Source organism: Caballeronia sp. LP006 (genome assembly GCF_031450995.1).
Taxonomy (GTDB): domain Bacteria; phylum Pseudomonadota; class Gammaproteobacteria; order Burkholderiales; family Burkholderiaceae; genus Caballeronia.
Genome location: NZ_JARTVW010000005.1, coordinates 458,673 through 474,483, shown reverse-complemented (window position 1 = coordinate 474,483; position 15,811 = coordinate 458,673). Strand labels below are relative to the sequence as shown.

The window sequence follows — 15,811 nt, the reverse complement described above, 5'->3', positions numbered from 1 at the left end:
AAGTGCGTGCGCGCGGCGTCGCGAAACGAAGCTCGCGGAACTAAACGGCGAGCGTCGCAATTCGTGCTTCGGCGCGCATCGAACAAAGCCTGTGCTATAAAGCGGCGTTAATGCAGTCCAAATCGGACCGCTGCCAAATACCTACTATATTGAGTCATGTCCAAAGCCCTGATCATCGCTGAGAAGCCTTCCGTCGCGAACGACATCGCGCGTGCGCTGGGCGGCTTCACGAAACATGACGAGTATTACGAGAGCGACGACTACGTGCTCTCGTCCGCGGTCGGCCATTTGCTCGAAATCGCGGCCCCGGAGGAATACGACGTCAAGCGCGGGAAGTGGAGCTTCGCCAATCTGCCGGTCATACCGCCGCATTTCGACCTGAATCCCATCGCGAAAAGCGAATCACGGCTGAAGGTTCTGACGAAGCTGCTCAAGCGCAAGGATGTCGACCGGCTCATCAACGCCTGCGACGCGGGGCGTGAGGGCGAACTGATCTTCCGTCTGATTGCGCAGCACGCGAAGGCGAAGCAGCCGGTCCAGCGCCTGTGGTTGCAGTCGATGACGCCCGCCGCCATCCGCGACGGATTTGCGCATCTGCGTAGCGACGCCGACATGCAACCGCTCGCCGATGCCGCCCGTTGCCGCTCGGAAGCGGACTGGCTCGTTGGCATCAACGGCACGCGCGCGATGACCGCGTTCAACAGCAAGGGCGGCGGTTTCTTCCTGACCACCGTGGGTCGCGTTCAGACGCCAACGTTGTCTATCGTCGTGGAACGCGAGGAAAAGATTCGCCGCTTCGTGCCGCGCGACTACTGGGAAGTGCGCGCCGAATTCGTTGCGGCGAAGGGTATTTACGAAGGCCGCTGGTTCGACCCGAAGTTCAAGCGCGTCGAGAACGATCCCGAACAGCGCGACTCGCGTCTGTGGAGTCTCGCCGCGGCCGAATCCGTGGTGGCGGCTTGTCGCGACAAGACCGGCACCGTGACGGAAGAATCGAAGCCGTCCACGCAAATGTCGCCGCTGCTCTTCGACCTGACGAGTCTTCAGCGCGAAGCCAACAGCCGCTTCGGCTTTTCGGCGAAGAACACGCTCGGCCTCGCGCAAGCGCTGTATGAAAAGCACAAAGTCCTGACCTATCCGCGTACCGATGCACGCGCGCTGCCGGAAGATTATCTCGGCACGGTCAAGGACACGCTGACCATGCTCAAGGACAGCAACAACTATCTGCCGTTCGCGAAGCAAGTGCTCGACAAGGGCTGGGTGAAGCCGAACAAGCGCATCTTCGACAACTCGAAGATCAGCGATCACTTTGCCATCATCCCCACGCTTCTGGCGCCCAAGGCGTTGTCCGAGCCCGAGCAGAAGCTGTATGACCTCGTGGTCAAGCGCTTCCTCGCCGTGTTCTTCCCGGCGGCGGAATATCTGGTGACGACGCGGATCACCGAAGTCTCGGGGCATCACTTCAAGACCGAGGGCAAGGTGCTCGTCGAGCCGGGCTGGCTGCAGGTCTACGGTCGCGAAGCGGCGGGCGAGGAAGGCAATCTCGTGCCGGTGCAGAAAAACGAACAGGTCGATGTCGACAAGGTCGCCGCTCACGGTCTCGTCACCAAGCCGCCCGCGCGCTACAACGAAGCGTCGTTGCTCTCAGCCATGGAAGGCGCGGGCAAGCTCGTCGAAGACGAAGAGTTGCGCGAAGCGATGGCTGCGAAAGGGCTCGGCACGCCGGCCACGCGCGCGGCGATCATCGAAGGTCTGTTGGGCGAGAAGTACATGGTGCGCGAAGGCCGCGAACTGATTCCGACTGCCAAGGCATTCCAGTTGATGACGCTCCTGCGCGGTCTGGGCGTGGAGGAACTGACGGCGCCGGAACTGACCGGCGAGTGGGAGCACAAGCTGTCGCAGATGGAGCGCGGCAATTTGCATCGCGATGCGTTCATGCAGGAAATCGCCCGCATGACGCAGACCATCGTCAAGCGCGCGAAGGAATACGACTCCGACACGATCCCAGGCGACTACGCCACGCTCGAAACGCCGTGTCCGCACTGCGAGTCGCAGGTGAAGGAGAACTATCGCCGCTTCGCGTGTACCAAGTGCGAATTTTCCATCTCGAAGATTCCGGGCGGACGTCAGTTCGAAATTCCTGAAGTCGAGGAGTTGTTGCGCGAGAAAACCATTGGACCGCTGTCGGGTTTCCGCAGCAAGATGGGCCGTCCGTTCTCGGCCATCCTGAAGCTCGCTTTCGACGACGAGATCAAAAACTTCAAGCTCGAGTTCGATTTCGGTCAGGACAACGGCGGCGAAGACGGAGAACCGCCCGACTTTTCCGAGCAGACGCCGGTCGGCGCGTGCCCGAAGTGCCAGTCGCGCGTGTACGAGCACGGCATGAGCTACGTCTGCGAGAACTACGTCGCGAATCCGAAGACCTGCGACTTCCGCTCGGGCAAGGTCATCCTGCAGCAGGAAATCGCGCGTGAGCAGATGGAGAAGCTGCTGAACGAAGGACGCACCGACTTGCTGACCAACTTCAAGTCATCGCGCACGGGCCGCAACTTCAAGGCGTTTCTCGTCAAGCAGCCGGACGGCAAGATCGGCTTCGAATTCGAGAAGAAGGAAGCCAAACCCGGCGCGAAGACGGCAGCGAAGCGCGGCGCGGCAACGGAAGCGCCAGCCGATAACGGCGACGAAGGCGATAGCGATGTCGCCGTAGCCGCCAAGACGACGCGCGCCAAGCCCGCGACCAAGACGGTCGCGGCGAAGAAAGCGCCTGCGAAGAAAGCCGCGGTGAAAAAGACCGCTGCGCGCAAGACGAGCTAGCTTTAGCTCGCATCGAAAAGAAAAAGCCCCGCGAAGCGATTCGCGGGGCTTTTTGTCATTGGCGGCGCAGCCGTGTTCAGTATGGCGACGCCGCCGGCAAGCGGCCACGCGGACGCGTCGGCTTGGCCAGCTTCGGGCCGAGTTCACTCTGATTCGAACGCGAACGCGACGCCACTTCCTCTTCGGCGCGCCCGTAGTGCGGCGGCGGCGCAGTCGATACCGCGGGCCGGCCCATGCCATCGCGGATCCACTGTTCACCGAGCTGATGATTGGGCGTCTGGCTGAAATACTCGACGAGGTGATCGATGAACGTGCGCACCTTCGCCGGCAGATGCCGACGGCTCGGATAAGCCACGTTGATCTCCACTTGCGGCAACTGGAAGTCGCCGAGCAGGCGTACGAGCTGGCCGCGCGTCGTATCGTTGCCGATCAGATAGCTCGGCAGAATCGCGATGCCCATGCCGAGCAGCGCAAACTGGCGCAGCATTTCCGTGTTGTTCGCGATGATCACGTTGGTCGGCCGCACCCGCACTTCGCCGTCCGGGCCGGTGAACACGCGTTCATCGCCCCAATACTCGGCGGGCAGGCTCAGACACGGATGCTCGAGCAGATGTTCGGGGCGCGTTGGCGTGCCGTGCGATTCGAGGTAAGCGGGCGTGGCGCAGACGGTCATGCAGCCGGTGGTCAGACGCCGCGTAACGACGCTCGCGCTTTTCACTTGCCGCGCGATCACGATGCCCACATCGAAACCTTCCTCGACCAGATCGACCTGACGATCCACGAGCGTTACGTCGGGTACGACTTTGGGATAGCGCTGTGCATATGTCTGTAACACGGGCGCGAGATTATGCAGACCGAACACCACCGGGGCGACAATTCTCAACGAACCCATTGGCTCGTGATTCCGCGCAACCACCATTTGCTCGACATCTTCCAGTTCATCGAGAATCTGCCGCGCACGCTCCAGATAAACCTGCCCGGACTCCGTGAGCGAAAGGCTGCGCGTCGTGCGGTTCAGCAAACGCGTGCCGAGGCGACCTTCGAGGTCGGCGACATGGCGCGTTGCCACCGCATTGGAGATATCCATCGCGTTCGCCGCGCGGGCGAAGCTGCCGAGATCGGCCACGCGAATGAACACTCTCATCGACTGCAAATGATCCATGGGACAACTCCTGCCGCGAGGCGGCTTTCAATTTCTGCTGAAAAGCTATTCAGAATTATCCTAGGACTAGCGATTTCGTGCAGAAGTTGCGAGGGCGCGGAGTTTTTTCGGAAATTTCCGATGAAAATGGCGGCTTACGCGAACGAAAGATCGCCGATTGTTGTCGGCCGCACAACACTCGAACGTACGCGCCACAAGCCCAGATTTTTGGTCAAGCTGGCCGCGCCAATTTTGGCGGGTTAGCGGAAGAAAATGCGAACCGGTATCGGCAGATTCGCATTTAGGGATTGATGCGCTCCGTGAGCGTAATCACGGAGCGCTTGCAACGACGGAAATCAGGCTGCCAGACGCCGTTCGATATCCGCCTTGGCCTCCGGAAGCGCATCCGGCAAGCCTTGATGCAGCTTCGCGAAAAGCTCGTCGTGTAGGGCGAGCTCGTCGCGCCAGGCGGTATCGTTGACGGAAATGACCTGCTCGAATTGCTCGCGCGTGAAGTTCATGCCGCCCCAGTCGATGTCCTCGTAACGCGGCGAGATGCCGAACGCGTGTTCCTCGCCCGCCGCCGTGCCTTCAATACGCCCGACCATCCAGTTCAGCACGCGCATGTTTTCACCGAAGCCGGGCCACGCGAACTTGCCGTCCGCGCCCTTTCTGAACCAGTTCACACAGAAAAACTTCGGCGACTTCGCGTTCATGCCTTCGAGGCGCTCGCCCATCTTGAGCCAGTGATCGAAGTAGTCGCTCATGTTGTAGCCGCAAAACGGCAGCATCGCGAACGGATCGCGGCGCACGACGCCTTGCTGGCCGGCAGCGGCCGCCGTGGTTTCGGAGCCCATGGTCGCGGCCATGTAGACGCCCTCTTTCCAGTCGCGTGCCTCGGTCACGAGCGGCACGGTGTTCGAACGCCGGCCGCCAAAGATGAAGGCATCGATTGCGACGCCTGCTGGATTCTCCCAGTCCGCGTCGATCGACGGACATTGCGATGCCGACACCGTGAAGCGCGCGTTCGGATGCGCGGCTTTAGCGCCGGTTTCCTTCGCGAGTTCCGGCGTCCAGTCGCGGCCTTGCCAGTCGATGAGATGCGCTGGCGGCTTATCGGTCATGCCTTCCCACCACACGTCGCCGTAATCGGTGAGCGCGACATTGGTGAAGATCACGTTTTCCTTGAGCGTCGCCATTGCGTTGAAGTTGGTCTTCTCGCTCGTGCCCGGCGCGACGCCGAAATAGCCGGCTTCCGGATTGATCGCGTAGAGACGGCCATCGCGGCCGGGCTTGATCCAGGCGATGTCGTCGCCGATGGTCGTCACCTTCCAGCCGTTCATGTCTTGCGGCGGAATCAGCATCGCGAAGTTGGTCTTGCCGCACGCCGAGGGAAACGCCGCCGCGACGTGGTACTTGCGTCCGGCAGGCGATGTAACGCCGAGGATCAGCATGTGTTCGGCGAGCCAGCCTTCGTCGCGGCCCATCGTCGATGCGATACGCAACGCGAAGCACTTCTTGCCGAGCAGCGCGTTGCCGCCGTATCCCGAGCCGAAGCTCCAGATCTCGCGCGATTCCGGGAAGTGCACGATGTACTTCGTGTCGTTGCACGGCCAGGGCACGTCTTTGCGGCCATCCGAAAGCGGCGCGCCGACCGAATGCACGCACGGCACGAACTCGCCGTCGTCGCCGAGCACGTCATACACTTCGCGGCCCATGCGCGTCATGATCCGCATGTTCGTGACCACATACGGGCTGTCCGACAACTCCACGCCGATGTGCGCGATTGGCGAACCGAGCGGACCCATCGAGAACGGCACGACGTACATCGTGCGGCCACGCATCGAGCCATCGAAGAGGCCATCGAGCGTCACGCGCATTTCTTGCGGGTCGATCCAGTTGTTCGTGGGACCAGCGTCTTCGGGGCGTTGCGAGCAGATGAACGTGCGGTCTTCGACGCGCGCCACATCCGTGGGATCGGAACAGGCTAGAAAAGAGTTGGGGCGTTTGGCGGGGTTCAGTTTCTTCATCGTGCCGGCGGCGACCATCTGTTCGCAAAGGCGGTCGTATTCCGCTTGCGACCCATCGCACCATTCGATGCGATCCGGCTTCGTGAGGGCCGCGACCTGCTGCACCCAATCGATCAATCTTCGATGTCGTACATAGGCCGGTGCTTCAAGATCTGCGGCGGTTTTGTTGTCTTCGACTACTGCGGGCTGGTTCATCGAGCTTCTCCGTTCTCTGCAATGAAAACCGGTGGCCCAACGACGCTGCATGCGAGAGGCCTTTTGCGACTGAACCGCCGGGCGCTTCATGCGCGTTGGCGCATGAAGAACGGTTCGTGAGCCGTTTGCGCGTCGTGGGCGTGTGTCCCTCAGGCGCTCAAGCGAGCGACTTTGCGCCTTGCGCCTTAAAGGAACAAACTGTTAAAAAGAGATACTAAGTGGCCTGTCTCCTCCTGCCTAACCGCGTTTTCCGCAGTGTGCGCTGTGATTCTTTATTTTTAGCGCATTCGTTCGCGGTCGTTCAAAAATTGGGAGTCAAGCATAACACCGCGTCACACGCCTACCGTGATGCAGCGCGTACATGGATGAAGCGCATATTTATCGGTAGTTACCCGAAGTTAGTGCGTGATTCATTGTCTCGCGAGTTCAATCGAGCAGCACGTTTGATGCCCAACAAAAGCTAATCAATGCACATGAAAATCGCCATTCTCGACGACTACCAGGACGCCGTTCGGAAGCTCGATTGCTTCCATTTGCTCGATGACCATGAGGTGAAGGTCTTCAATAACACGGTGCGCGGGCTCGGACAGTTGGCTAGCAGACTGTCGGAAACAGATGCCCTCGTGCTCATTCGCGAACGCACGCGCATCAGTTCCCAGCTTCTCGACAAGTGCCCGAAGCTGCGCATGATCAGCCAGACCGGGCGCGCGGGCGGCGGACATATCGACATCGACGCTTGTACCGAACGCGGTATCGCCGTACTCGAAGGCACGGGTTCGCCGGTCGCGCCGGCCGAGCTTACTTGGGCGCTCATCATGGCGGCACAGCGGCGCATTCCTCAATACGTCGCGAATCTCAAACAGGGCGCGTGGCAGCAATCTGGATTGAAAACGTCTGCACTGCCGCCGAACTTCGGCTTGGGACAAGTGCTGCGCGGACAGACGCTCGGCATCTGGGGATACGGCAAGATCGGCCAGTTGGTCGCGGGCTACGGCAAGGCGTTCGGCATGAATGTGCTGGTGTTCGGCCGCGAGCATTCGTTGCAGGCAGCACGCGACGATGGCTTCGCCGTCGCCGAAAGCCGCGAAGCGCTCTTCGAACAGAGCGACGTGCTCACCGTCCATCTACGTATGAGCGATGAAACGCGCGGCATCGTTCGAACGGAAGACCTCATGCGCATGAAGCCGACCGCGCTCTTCGTCAACACGAGCCGCGCCGAACTGCTCGAAGAGAACGCGTTGCTCAATTCGCTGCATCACAACCGGCCGGGCATGGTCGCCACCGATGTCTATGAGAGCGAGCCGATTCTGCAAGGCTACGGACTCTTGCGCATGGAGAACGTGATCTGCACGCCGCACATCGGCTACGTAGAACGCGAGAGTTACGAGCTCTACTTCGGCGCGGCGTTCAGGAACATTCTGGCCTTCGACGCCGGCGACAAGTCGAGCGTGTCGAACCCGGAAGCGTTGCAGCACGCGCGGCGGCGTTGAGCGCAAGAGCGAGCGGCCGCGCGGCTTTCGCTAAAGCGTCGATACTTCGATCGTAGGCTCGCATCGCACCGGAAAATTCACCGAGTTCGCGATGAAGCAATAGCGATGCGCGTCTTCATGCAGACGCGCGGCTAACTCGGCGTCGTTCCCCGCGCCGATGGTCACGCGCGGATGCAGCGTCACGTCGATGAAACGGCCGCTGCCGTCCTTGTCTTCCTGCATCGTGCCGATGGCTTCATCGACATATCCGGTCACGACGATCTTGTTGGTCGCGCACAAATGCAAGTACCAGAGCATGTGACACGACGACACCGACGCCACGAATAACTCCTCCGGATTGTGGCGCGCAGGATTGCCGCGAAAGGCGGGATCGCTCGACGCTTCTATCGCGGCCTTGTTCGCCACGCGCACGAGATGGTCGCGCGAATAAGCGTCGTAGGCGGACGTGCCCGAACCGAGATCGCCCGTCCACGCCACGCTGAGCGTATAGGTGTGCTTCTTCGCCACGTTCTGCTCCTTGGCTCTAGTCGAGATGTGAAGCTGCCTCCAGAAGACGCGGCAGATGCGCGAGGAAATCGTCGGCATCGGCGCGGCCCAGATCGTACGCGTGTTGCATCTGCGCGGGGCTCGTATAGTCCCAGCTCGAAATTGGCACCTTGCGCGACGGCTGAACGTAGATGCGTCGCTGCTCGCCGTGCGGCACCACGAACATGCGCTCGCGCGGATACAGCCGCGTGACCATGACGAGCACCGTTCCCGGCGATGCATCGAGCGCGGAGACGGGCACGTTATCGACCATGCCGCCATCGAGCACCGGACGACCGTTGCGCCGCAAAATCGGCGTGAAAGGCGGCGTGCTCGACGACTGCAGGATGAGGTCGGCGAGATCCTCCAGCGTCGCGCACTCTTGCGCGGTGACGAACTCCGGATGAAAACCGAGCGCGGTGCCGAGCGTCGGATGCAGCGTCTTGCGCACGTACTTTTCGATGTTATACGCGATGATGCCCGCCGCCACCGCGCTGCGCGCCCCGAGCCAGCGCGGCAGATGCGACACGCCGATGCGAATCTCCGGCGCCGTTTGCAGCGCGCCGAAGCGTTCCGCGAAAATATCGAGCAGCGCCTGACGGTAGATGCGGTAATGCGGGAACACGGACTGACCGCGCAGCAGGTTGCCCCAATAGGCGTTCTTCGTGTTGCCGCTCAGGGCTTTTGCGTAGTACTTCATCACCCATTGCGCGTTGTTCGTGTAGAGCATGCAGGCGGTGGCCGCGCCCGCCGAGATGCCCGCGATGATGCGCGGCTTGAGATCGAGTTGCGGCTGGATGACGTCCCAGAAACCTGCCTGCCACCAGCAGCGATTGCCGCCGCCTGCGAATACGACTTGATCGAACATGTCTGCTGCTTAAGCCTTTTGCTGATGCGTCGGGTTGATGAGTGCGTAGGTCGTGGTCGCGTGAGCGGCGAGTTCGCCGTCGTCGCCGCGAAGCTCGATTTCGCCGAAGACGAGATTGCGGCCGCGTCGCTGGATTTTCGCGGTGACGAGGACATCGCCGGACTTGACCGGGCGCATGAAGGTCGTGTTGAGCGAGACGGTGGTCATGGGAACGAAGCCGCCCATTGCGTGGGAGATGGCGACGACCATCGCGGTATCGGCGGCGGCCATGAAGACCTGACCGCAGATGACTCCGCCCGCGTGCCGCAGATGATCGGCGTGCGGCAGACGCAGCGTGATCGAATCTTCCGTGGAAGATTGCGGCGCGAGATGCAGTTCGCGGACCCACGGCGCGAGGATCGTGTCCAGCAGATTGCGAATGGCGGAGTCGTCCATGGCTGTGAGTTTTTATGCTGTGTGCGTGATGATACCGGGCGGGACGTTTTTGATTTGCGGGCTGGCCGTTGGTGCGATGCGAAAATTTTCGGACGAAGGACTTGCGCTTTTCGAAATAACCCCGCTATAATTTCATTTCTGTGTTGGGGGCGTTAGCTCAGTTGGTAGAGCAGCGGACTCTTAATCCGTAGGTCGAGTGTTCGAGTCACTCACGCCCCACCAAAGAATTAATGCAAAAAGCCCGGTCCTCGTGACCGGGCTTTTTGCATTCTGAGCCTTGCGACTCTCTCACTCGCATCGGCATGCGGACGGTCGGTCATGTCTGCCGCTTCCGCCCCATCGCGCCAAAAATTAAGAATTTTCGCGCTAGCCCTCGCTTTCAAATCGCTGAACAATCCTTGCCTCTTTCGCTCTCGATGCAACAAGGGCGCTGGTCGATCCGTTACCGTTCACGCGAGTCCGCGAACGCAACTGTCGAAACATCGTGACGCGGAAACCCGCGCTGTTCGCCACCGCATCGAATCCGTCCGGCACGCTGTCTCGCAAGGTTCAAATGGTCTTCACGAAACAACACTTAGTAGTCGCCCTCGCTTCCATTACCGTCCTCTTGAGCGGATGTGCGACGCAGGCATCCAAATCACTGCCCGTTCAGGCGGTCAGCATCGCTCAGACGCCCTATGCGGGCAAGCCGGTAGCCGTCGCCGTTGGCAAATTCGACAACCGTTCGAGCTATATGCGCGGCCTTTTCTCCGACGGCGTCGACCGCGTCGGCAGCCAGGCCAAGACCATTCTCGTCACGACGCTGCAACAGAGCCGGCGCTTCTCCGTCCTCGATCGCGAGAACTTGAACGAGACCAAGCAGGAAGCCGCCATCGCAAACAAGCAGCAAGCGCTTAAAGCGGCCAACTACGTCATTACCGGCGACGTCACCGAATTCGGGCGCAAGGAAGTCGGCGATCGCGAGTTGTTCGGCATTCTCGGCAGCGGCAAGAGCCAGGTAGCCTACGCCAAGGTGAGCCTGAATATCGTCGATACATCGACCTCCGAAGTCGTCGCGTCGAGCCAGGGCGCCGGCGAGTACAGCCTGTCCAACCGGGAAATCATCGGCTTCGGCGGCACCGCGAGTTATGACTCCACGCTCAACGGCAAGGTGCTCGACCTGGCAATTCAAGAAGCGGTGAACCACCTGTCCGAACAAGTCGACGCGGGCGCGCTACGAGCCTCCAAGTAAGCATCACTCATCAACACTCAGAAGCATGAATCACAAGAAACTTTTCTCGACCGGCATTCTCTTGCCGGTCGCGGCAGCGTGCGCGCTGCTGACCGGTTGTGCCACGCAATCCACGCCGCCGCTTTACCAGTGGGACGCGTATCAACCGCAGGTGTATGCCTTCTTCACGGGCGACAAACCCGTCCCCGAGCAGATCGACGCGCTCGAAAAAGCGCGCCAGCAAATCCTTGCGAAGAATAACGCGCTGCCGCCCGGCTTCCGTGCCCACATCGGCGCACTGTATGCAAGCGTCGGCCGTTCGGACGAAGCCAGAAAGGAACTCGAAGCCGAAAAGAACGCGTTCCCCGAGTCGTCCGCCTACATGAACCTTTTGTTGAGCAAACTTCATTAAACGCCGGCCATGATCAAGTTCCTCTCTCATAAACTCTTTGCGGCGCTGTCGGTTTTGTGCCTGTTGAGCGCGTGCGCGTCCACTCCGCAACAGAGCGACTACACCGCATTTCGCAACAGCAAGCCGCGCACGATTCTCGTGTTGCCGCCGGTCAACGAGACGTCGGATATCAAGGCGACATACGGCATGCTCGCCCAAATGACGATGCCGCTCGCAGAAGCGGGCTACTACGTCGTGCCGGTCGCTGAAATGGACGAGACGTTCAAGCACAACGGCCTGACTACGCCAACGGACATCCAGAATGTCGCGCCGGCCAAGCTGCGCGAGATTTTCGGCGCGGATGCGGCGTTGTACACGACAGTCACGAACTACGGCACCAAGTTCGTGGTCTTCGACAGCAGGACCGTCGTCACCGCAAACGCGAAGCTCGTCGATCTGCGCTCAGGCGACGAACTCTGGAAAGGCTCCGCGAGCGCGAATGGCAAGGAAGTGGGCGTGAACGTGGGCGTCGGTTACGGGCTCATCAGCGCGATTGCGCAGAGTGTCGTGACGCAGGTCGCGCATACCTTAACCGACAAGTCCTTCGACGTGGCAGGCCTCACGAGCCAACGTCTTCTGGCATCGGGCGGCAAGACGACCGTACTCTACGGACCGCACTCGCCTAAATACGGCACGGACTGATCGCATGCTCGCCTGAGCCCCACAGCCCAGGCGAGCTAAATCACCACCGCGCCTCTTTCTGCCAGCAACTCCCGCAGCACCGAACGGTGGCACCGCGACTCGTCCTCGCAATAACATCCGACCGACAAATTCGTCGAACGCGATAACGCCGCAAGCAAGTCCAGCGATCGGCTCGCCTCGGAAACCGCCATCTCCGCCTTGAATTTCCTCACGAACGCGCGCCATTGCTTGTCGTCTTCGGCCGCGAGCGCTTCGGCGACAAGTTCTGCCGATGGCGCCAGATTCGGATACCACACGTCGTAAAAGTCGCGGCTCGCGAATTCGGCTTTCGGCACGCCGCGCGGCGGACGCCGAACCGTGCCGATACGCAGCCCTTCGTCCACCGCGCGCGGCGTGCCGAGCCGCACGATTCGAATCGCCATGATCGTTTTCCTTCGAATGTCACCGGCGAAGGATAACCGCCCCGAAGCAACGCGCGATACACGCTGACAACGCTTTGAAAGCTCCCGCGACCGTGGCGAGCGGAATGCGCCGGGTTCCCGTATCGTTTCGGATTATTCCTCTTCCGCTTACATCCGGAACCGCCGACGTGCCCTCCGAAGAACATCCCCAAAACGCGCCCCGTAACCCCGACGCACCCATGTCCTCGCTCGAGCGCCGCGGCATGCTCGCGATCCTGCTGTCCGTCGCGCTCGCCACGCTCGATACCGCCATCGCCAACACGGCGTTGCCGGCGATCGCGGCCGATCTGCATACGACACCCGCCGCGTCGGTCTGGATCATCAACGCATATCAGCTGGCAATGGTCGCCACGCTGCTGCCGCTTGCCGCGCTCGGCGGCATCCTCGGACACCGGCGCGTGTATCTCGGCGGGCTCGTCGTGTTTCTCGTCGCGTCCGCGGTCTGCGCGTTCTCGTGGTCGCTGCCGACGCTCGTCGCCGCGCGCCTGCTGCAAGGGCTCGGCGCGAGCGCGATCATGAGCGTCAACGCGGCGCTCATCAGCGCGATTTTTCCGCCGCATCGGCTTGGGCGCGGCGTGGGACTCAACGCGCTCGTCGTGGGGATCGCGTTCGCGGTCGGGCCGACGGTCGCATCGATCGTGCTCTCGCTAGGCACGTGGCCGTGGCTTTTCGCCGTGAACTTGCCGATCGGCGTCTTCGCGCTCGCCATCGCGGTGCGGTCGTTGCCGCAGACCAAGCGCGCCGAACACGGCTTCGACCGTGTCGCCGCCTTGCTCAACGTGATCACGTTCGCGTCGCTGATCTTCGCGCTCGGCGAAGCGGCCCAGCGCGCGCCGGCGCATACCGTGCTCGCGTCGTTCGGCGTCACGTTGATTGCGGGCGTTCTGCTTCTCCGACGCGAGCGCGGTCATCCCGCGCCGATGCTACCCGTCGATCTCTTCCGCCGCCCGATGTTCGCGCTCTCCACGATGACCGCGATCTGCTCGTTTGCCGCGCAAGGGCTCGCGTTCGTGTCGTTGCCGTTTTTCTTCGAAAGCGTGCTCGGTCGCAGTCAGGTGGAAACCGGCTTTCTGATGACGCCGTGGTCAGCGCTCGTCGCGTTGATGGCGCCGATCGCCGGGCGCTTGTCGGATCGGCACGCGCCGGGTTTGCTGGGCGGCGTCGGGCTCGCGATTCTATGTGTGGGAATGGTGTCGCTCGCGATGCTGCCAGCGCAACCGCATGTGCTCGAAATCTGCATCCGCATGGCGATCTGTGGCGCGGGCTTCGGCTTCTTTCAGTCGCCGAATCTGAAGGCGTTCATGTCGAGCGCGCCGCGCGAACGCGCGGGTGGCGCAAGTGGCACGATCGCGACTTCGCGGCTGATCGGACAGGCCACCGGCGCGGCGCTCGTCGCGTTGTGCTTCAGCATCGCGGGGAAGCATGGTCCGGCGCTCGCGTTGTCGCTTGGAGCGGCGTTCGCGGGCGTGGGAAGCGTGGCGAGCGGATTGCGGTTGGTGACGGCGAGAACGTCGAAGGTGACGTCGTCGGATGGGATTTCAGTCGAGCCCCAGAGGAAAGTTTGAGAGTCGAGCACGGCGCCGTTGCACTGCACGTTTGCAGTTGCTTGGAAACCCGCGCGAAGGCCGAGATACGCTGAATCTGCAAAGCTTTCGCGCGCGCGGCTCGCTTCCGTGATTCCGCGGTGCGGCGCTGCGGGGGCGCATCGGGCGGGCTCGCTTGGAGGACAACCCTTCACGCTACAGTTCCTTAACTAGCTCGTTGGCGACTCACCGGACTCACATCCGCCGCACCTTGACCTTCCGCCCCTTCAACTTCCCCGCTGCCAGCTTGCGCTCGGCATCATCGGCGATACCGCGTTGAACGGCCACGTACGTGACCATGTCCATCACGTTGATCTTGCCGATCTCCTCGCCCTTGAAGCCCGCTTCGCCGGTCAGCGCGCCGAGCACATCGCCGGGACGGATCTTGTCCTTGCGGCCGCCGAGGATTTGGAGCGTCGCCATGGGCGGCTTCAGATGCCCAGGTTCCGCCGATGTCAGCTCCGCCAGCGGATACCATTCCACTTCCTTGCGCTGCGCCACTTCGATCGCGCCGACGCGTCCCATCTCGTCCATGCTCGCAAGCGACAGCGCCCAACCTTCCTCGCCCGCACGCCCCGTGCGCCCGATGCGATGCACGTGCACCTCGGGGTCCGGCGTCACATCGACATTGATGACCGCTTCGAGTTGCGTGATGTCCAGCCCGCGCGCGGCGACATCGGTCGCGACGAGCACCGAGCAACTGCGATTGGCGAATTGCACGAGCACCTGATCGCGTTCGCGCTGTTCGAGTTCGCCATGCAGCGTGAGCGCCTCGAAGCCTTGCGCGCGCAGTACGTCGAGCAAGTCGCGGCATTGCTGCTTCGTGTTGCAGAACGCAAGCGTGCTGATGGGACGATAGTGGTCCAGCAACAAACCCACTGCATGCAGACGCTCGTGATCCTCGACCTGATAGAAGCGTTGTTTGATCTTCGCGTTGCTGTGCTGTTCGGTGAGCTTGATCTCGCGCGGATTGCGCAGGAACTGCTGGCTCAATTTCGCGATGCCCTCGGGATACGTCGCCGAAAACAGCAAGGTCTGACGGTCTTTCGGACACAGACGCGCGACTGAAGCGATATCGTCGAAAAAGCCCATGTCGAGCATGCGGTCGGCCTCGTCGAGCACGAGCGTGCGTATGCCATCCAGCGAAAGCGTTTCGCGCTGAAGGTGATCCATGATGCGTCCCGGCGTGCCCACGACGATATGCGCGCCGTGTTCGAGACTCGCGATCTGCGGACGCATGGGCGTGCCGCCGCATAGCGTGAGCACCTTCACGTTGTCTTCTGCGCGAGCCAAGCGGCGGATTTCCTGCGTGACCTGATCGGCGAGTTCGCGCGTCGGGCAAAGCACGAGCGCTTGCACGGCGAACTGACGCGCATCGAGTTTGGCAAGCAGCGGCAACGTGAAGGCGGCGGTCTTGCCACTGCCCGTTTTTGCCTGCGCGATGAGATCGTGACCGGCGAGTGCGAGCGGCAGGCTCGCGGCCTGGATCGGCGTCATCGATGTGTAGCCGAGCTGCTGCAGATTCGTCTGCATCGCTTCGTTGAGCGGCAGGCTGCTGAATGAGGTATCGGTCGCCATGGTTATTGCGCGCCTCGCGGCGGGGTTTCGGTGACCTGCTCGTAGGTGATGGCGCCATCGGGTGCGTCGTGGCGCGTCACGTAATTGCGCGCGCCGCACATCGGGCAGCGGAACAGCAGGCCCTGACCTTCATTCTTGATGACGACGTCTGAGACGTCCCACGTTGCGTCGCAGGACTGGTTTCGGCAGGTGAACATGTCGGATTTCTCGTTGTTGCGTGATGCACGTAGCCGCGACGGAATGCGGCGACGTGGATTTTCGGTTCAAACCGAAAGTGTACGCGGGTCTGCGGGTGGCGCGGCGGAACCAGGTCCGTGCGTTTTGGGTGGGAGTATGGCGTTGGCGTTCAATAAAAAAACCGTAAGTGCCAGCGCGTTGAAACCTCGCG

The 15,811-nt window shown here is 61.6% G+C and carries 14 protein-coding genes and 1 tRNA gene; 7 read left to right on the top strand and 8 right to left on the bottom strand.

All coding sequences use genetic code 11. The features are described 5' to 3' along the window. Nucleotides 1–156 precede the first annotated feature (156 nt). Entirely contained in the window at nt 157–2,814 is a 2,658-nt protein-coding gene (locus tag P9250_RS18900; RefSeq protein WP_250462546.1) for a DNA topoisomerase III, read from the top strand. A gap of 76 nt (nt 2,815–2,890) precedes the next feature. On the opposite strand, the gene P9250_RS18895 is transcribed toward P9250_RS18900, so the two are convergent. Both P9250_RS18895 and P9250_RS18890 read right to left on the bottom strand, forming a co-directional pair. Next, nucleotides 2,891–3,976, bottom strand: coding sequence for a LysR family transcriptional regulator (locus P9250_RS18895; protein WP_244826724.1), 1,086 nt, complete (start codon nt 3,974–3,976; stop codon nt 2,891–2,893). Between the two features lie 335 nt (nt 3,977–4,311). Continuing rightward, on the bottom strand, nt 4,312–6,180 hold the full coding sequence (locus P9250_RS18890; protein WP_310394552.1) for a phosphoenolpyruvate carboxykinase (GTP): 1,869 nt from the start codon (nt 6,178–6,180) through the stop codon (nt 4,312–4,314). Nucleotides 6,181–6,653: 473 nt separating this feature from the next. On the opposite strand from P9250_RS18890, the gene P9250_RS18885 reads away from it, so the two are divergent. Beyond that, on the top strand, nt 6,654–7,670 hold the full coding sequence (locus tag P9250_RS18885) for a D-2-hydroxyacid dehydrogenase family protein (RefSeq protein WP_244826722.1): 1,017 nt from the start codon (nt 6,654–6,656) through the stop codon (nt 7,668–7,670). 30 nt (nt 7,671–7,700) lie between these two features. Here P9250_RS18885 and P9250_RS18880 read toward each other — a convergent pair whose 3' ends face one another. Genes P9250_RS18880 through P9250_RS18870 form a run of 3 tightly spaced genes read right to left on the bottom strand, consistent with a single transcriptional unit; the run spans nt 7,701 to nt 9,498 of the window. Continuing rightward, entirely contained in the window at nt 7,701–8,177 is a 477-nt protein-coding gene (locus tag P9250_RS18880) for an OsmC family protein (RefSeq protein ID WP_310394549.1), read from the bottom strand. Between the two features lie 16 nt (nt 8,178–8,193). Further along, nucleotides 8,194–9,063 (bottom strand): patatin-like phospholipase family protein, encoded by an 870-nt coding sequence (locus P9250_RS18875; RefSeq protein ID WP_250462542.1) that lies wholly within the window; start codon nt 9,061–9,063, stop codon nt 8,194–8,196. A 9-nt stretch (nt 9,064–9,072) separates the two neighbouring features. Beyond that, complete coding sequence (locus P9250_RS18870; RefSeq protein WP_250508436.1) at nt 9,073–9,498, bottom strand: PaaI family thioesterase; 426 nt, start codon at nt 9,496–9,498, stop codon at nt 9,073–9,075. A gap of 146 nt (nt 9,499–9,644) precedes the next feature. Between P9250_RS18870 and P9250_RS18865 the strand changes: the two genes are divergently transcribed. The 4 genes from P9250_RS18865 (at nt 9,645) to P9250_RS18850 (ending at nt 11,801) form a co-directional block, all read left to right on the top strand. Then, nucleotides 9,645–9,720 (top strand) — tRNA-Lys (locus P9250_RS18865). Between the two features lie 331 nt (nt 9,721–10,051). Then, the gene (locus P9250_RS18860; protein ID WP_310396805.1) at nt 10,052–10,729 is read left to right on the top strand and encodes a CsgG/HfaB family protein; all 678 of its coding nucleotides are present in this window, start codon (nt 10,052–10,054) and stop codon (nt 10,727–10,729) included. Between the two features lie 25 nt (nt 10,730–10,754). Further along, entirely contained in the window at nt 10,755–11,120 is a 366-nt protein-coding gene (locus P9250_RS18855) for a DUF4810 domain-containing protein (RefSeq protein WP_244826718.1), read from the top strand. Between the two features lie 9 nt (nt 11,121–11,129). Next, nucleotides 11,130–11,801, top strand: a complete 672-nt coding sequence (locus tag P9250_RS18850) for a DUF799 domain-containing protein (protein WP_309841036.1) — start codon at nt 11,130–11,132, stop codon at nt 11,799–11,801. A gap of 35 nt (nt 11,802–11,836) precedes the next feature. Here the strand turns inward: P9250_RS18850 and P9250_RS18845 are convergent, their stop codons facing one another. Continuing rightward, nucleotides 11,837–12,223, bottom strand: a complete 387-nt coding sequence (locus P9250_RS18845; protein ID WP_250462448.1) for a DUF488 domain-containing protein — start codon at nt 12,221–12,223, stop codon at nt 11,837–11,839. 218 nt (nt 12,224–12,441) lie between these two features. Between P9250_RS18845 and P9250_RS18840 the strand changes: the two genes are divergently transcribed. Continuing rightward, nucleotides 12,442–13,827 (top strand): MFS transporter, encoded by a 1,386-nt coding sequence (locus P9250_RS18840; protein ID WP_244826715.1) that lies wholly within the window; start codon nt 12,442–12,444, stop codon nt 13,825–13,827. A gap of 213 nt (nt 13,828–14,040) precedes the next feature. On the opposite strand, the gene dbpA is transcribed toward P9250_RS18840, so the two are convergent. Continuing rightward, complete coding sequence (gene dbpA, locus P9250_RS18835) at nt 14,041–15,429, bottom strand: ATP-dependent RNA helicase DbpA (RefSeq protein ID WP_310396802.1); 1,389 nt, start codon at nt 15,427–15,429, stop codon at nt 14,041–14,043. Beyond that, nucleotides 15,426–15,620, bottom strand: a complete 195-nt coding sequence (locus tag P9250_RS18830) for a hypothetical protein (RefSeq protein WP_250491633.1) — start codon at nt 15,618–15,620, stop codon at nt 15,426–15,428. The genes dbpA and P9250_RS18830 overlap by 4 nt, the downstream gene beginning before the upstream one ends. Nucleotides 15,621–15,811 lie beyond the last annotated feature (191 nt).